Source organism: Streptomyces sp. SID1328, assembly GCF_009865595.1.
GTDB classification, from domain to species: Bacteria; Actinomycetota; Actinomycetes; order Streptomycetales; family Streptomycetaceae; genus Streptomyces; species Streptomyces griseoluteus.
This window is the reverse complement of record NZ_WWKH01001089.1, coordinates 1-3,252: the sequence shown is the minus strand read 5'-3', so window position 1 is coordinate 3,252 and position 3,252 is coordinate 1. Positions and strand designations below refer to the sequence as shown.

Below are 3,252 nucleotides of genomic sequence, written 5' to 3'. Positions count from 1 at the left end.
CGTCGGGGGCCGGGACGCGCATGGAGGTGTGGGTGTCGCGGTTGGAGTCGGGCTTGGCGCCGGGGACCAGGGAGACGGCGCCTCGGCGGCGGACCGGCTCGCCGGACGGAAGGGGGGCGGGGGGCTCCTCGGGGGCCGCCTCGGGGTCGGGCTCGTCGACCTCCAGCGGGGGGATGCCCGCGAGGGTGGGGAGCTGTTCGCGCAGCCGGGCGGCGAGTTCGGAGGCGCGCAGCCGGGAGGCGGGGCCCTTGGCGAGGCACTGGACGATGAGCTGCCACAGCTCCTCGGGGATGCCGGGCAGCGGCACCACGGTCTCGGTGACATGCCGGCGCAGCACCGCGCCGGGGTGGCCGCCGCCGAAGGGGGTGAAGCCCGCGAGCAGCTCGTACAGGACCGTGGCGAGGGCGTAGATGTCGACGGCCGCGCGCGGGGGCAGGCCCTCGACGATCTCGGGGGCGAGGTAGTCGGGGGTGCCGATGATCTTCGTGGCACGCGTGCGCCGGGGCGAGTCGATGAGCTTGGCCACGCCGAAGTCGGTGAGCAGCGCCGGGTGGGCGCCGCCGGGGCCGAGCGGGCCGCGCATGTCGAGGAGGATGTTCTCGGGCTTGACGTCCCGGTGGACGACCCCGGCCGCGTGCGCGGCGGCGAGCCCGTCCGCGACGTCGGCGACGATCGCCACCGCGGCCTCGGGCGCGAGCCGGCGCTCGCGCTCCAGGCGGGTGCGCAGGTCGGTGCCGCGCACGATGTCCATGACGAGGGCGAGGTCGTTGCCGTCGACCACGAGGTCCCGCACGGTCACGATGTGCGGGTGCTCGAGTCCCAGCAACGCGGTCCGCTCCTGCACGAAGCGGCCGACCAGCTCCTGGTCGGAGGCGAGGTCCTCGCGCAGCATCTTGATGGCGACGGGCCCGTCCGGTCCCTCGCCCAGCCACACCGTCCCGGCGCTGCCCCGCCCCAGGATCTGGTTGGCGGTGTACCGGCTGCCGATCTTCCGTGCCAAGACTGCTCCCACCAGACGCGTGTTGCCCCGGTCGACAAAACTACGCGCCCACGGGGGCCGCCTTCACCGCGGAGCCGGAAATCACCCGCTGGGTGTCGACAAGTCCCCAGAACCGGCTCCGCGAGCGGCCGTTCAGCTGCCGCCGGAGGAACTGTCCAGGCTCTTGAACCAGTCGGCGACGGAGCCGGCCCAGTCGCTGAGCTGGTCCCAGTAGCCCTTGCCCTGGCCGACCCAGGTGTGCAGCGGGGTCAGCTCCCAGATCAGCCAGCTCGCCACGACCAGGATGACGATCGTGAAGAGGCAGCCCTTGAGGCAGCCCAGGCCGGGGATCTTCATCGGGTTGGCGCCGCGCTGCCGGGCCGGCCGGGGCTCGCGCGCGGGCCGCTGCGGCTCGGGGGCGTAGCGCTGGGGCTGCGGCGGCGGGGAGTACTGCTGCGGCTGCGGGGTCGAGCGCCGGGGCGCCGGACGCTGCTGCGGCTGCTGCTGACGCGGCTGCTGCGGCTGGTGCTGCGGGCGGGCGGCCTGCCGCTGGGGGCGGCGGCGCAGCGGGTCCTCGTCCGGGTCGAGGTACTGGACCTGCGTCTGCTCGTTGCGGTCGCGGGCGGCGCGGAGCTGGGTCTGCCAGGGGTGCGGCTGGTCCGGATTCTGCGCGTTCTGCTGGTTCTGCCCGTAGGGGTCCTGCGGGTCGTACTGGCCCGGCCGGCCCTGCGGCACCGGCGGCATGACCGTGGTGGGGTCGGCGGCGCCGGTGCTCGGGAGGACGGTGGTCGGGTCGGCGGCGCCCTGCGGGCCTGCGGTGTGCGGCAGGAAGCTGGTGGCCGCGTTGGGGTCGTAGGCCGTCCGGGCGGTGTTCGGGGGCAGTACCTGGGTGGCGTCGGAGGCGCCGGGCACGTCGGGTACGGGGGCCGGGGCGGGGTCGGGCGCGAGGAGGGCGGCGACGCCCTCGGCCGCGGCGATCTGGGCCGGGTTGGCGTGCACCCCGACGCCCTCGGCGACCACGCGCAGGGCGCGGGCGAGGTTCTCGGCGCTGGGCCGTTCCTCGGGGTTCTTGCGCAGGCAGCGCTCTATCACCGTCCACAGCGGGTCGGGGACGGTGGAGGGGCGGCGCGGCTCGGCGCTGAGGTGCTGGTGCAGCACCTCGAGGGCGGTGGCGCCGGAGAACGGCGGACGCCCGGTGACCAGCTCGTACAGCAGGATGCCGGCGCCGTAGACGTCGACGGCTGAGGTCTGCGGGCGGCCCTCGGCGGACTCCGGGGCGACGTAGGCGGGGGTGCCGACGAACTCGTGGGTGCGGGTCAGGCCGGGTGAGTCGGCCAGCCGGGCGATGCCGAAGTCGGTCAGCATCGGGTGCATCCGGCCGTCGTACTGGCGCAGCAGCACGTTGGCGGGCTTCAGGTCGCGGTGGACGACGCCGTCGGCGTGGCTGGCGGCGAGCGCGTCGGCGACCTGGGCGGTGAGCAGGGAGGCGGCGACGGGCGAGAAGGTGCCGTTCTCGCGCAGGTAGCGGTGCAGGTCGGGGCCCTCGACGAGGTCCATGACGAGCGCCAGCAGGTCGCCCTCGACGACCAGGTCGCGGACCCGGACGATGTTGGGGTGGGTGAGCCGGAGGAGTACGGAGCGCTCGCGCAGGAAGCGCATCACGATGTCCGGGTCGCTCGCCAGCTCCTCCTTGAGGACCTTGATGGCGACCGTCTCGCCGGGCTGGCCCGCCACGGCCGCCTCGGCGCCCGCCGTCTCCCGCTGGCGGGCGCGCCAGACGGTGCCCGTGGCGCCGCGTCCGAGCGGCTCCTCGAGCAGGTACTTGCTGCCGACTGGCCGCACGTCACGCGCTCCCTGCTGCTTGTTCGCCGATTGCCGCCGGGGTGTTCCGGCGTTCCGACCACTGTAGTGGCCCCTCCGGAAGCCGCCCCCTGAGTACTACGTGCGGCTTCCGGCACATGTTCGGTGGAAAGACGCTCACCTCGGTCCGCCGGTTGCCGGTTCCGGTGCGTGACCGATCTCAAGTGATCGCCGCCGCGCTACTGGTCAGGCACTTTTGGGGGCAGAGCTGACCAATCAAGATCACTTCGTACCGGGACGCGGGCGGGAGAGCCGGGACAGGTGCGAGGATGCGTGCAGTACTGGCCTACGTGCCCGTGCGGAGTGGGGGACCTCCGCGGCCGGGCGGAAGGGACCGCTGACGGCGATGCAGATCCGGCTGACCGTCGTAGATCCGCAGGGCGCGTCCCCGGGGCGGGGTGGCGCCGCGACGC

2 protein-coding genes are annotated in these 3,252 nt (G+C 74.3%); both read right to left on the bottom strand.

Annotation, left to right across the window (positions count from 1 at the left end):
- A partial coding sequence (locus tag GT030_RS35180) for a serine/threonine-protein kinase (RefSeq protein WP_161204539.1) occupies positions 1-1,000 on the bottom strand: 1,000 nt, incomplete at its 3' end.
- 132 nt (positions 1,001-1,132) lie between these two features.
- Positions 1,133-2,821, bottom strand: a complete 1,689-nt coding sequence (locus tag GT030_RS35175; RefSeq protein WP_161204538.1) for a serine/threonine-protein kinase — start codon at positions 2,819-2,821, stop codon at positions 1,133-1,135.
- Between the last annotated feature and the right edge of the window lie 431 nt (positions 2,822-3,252).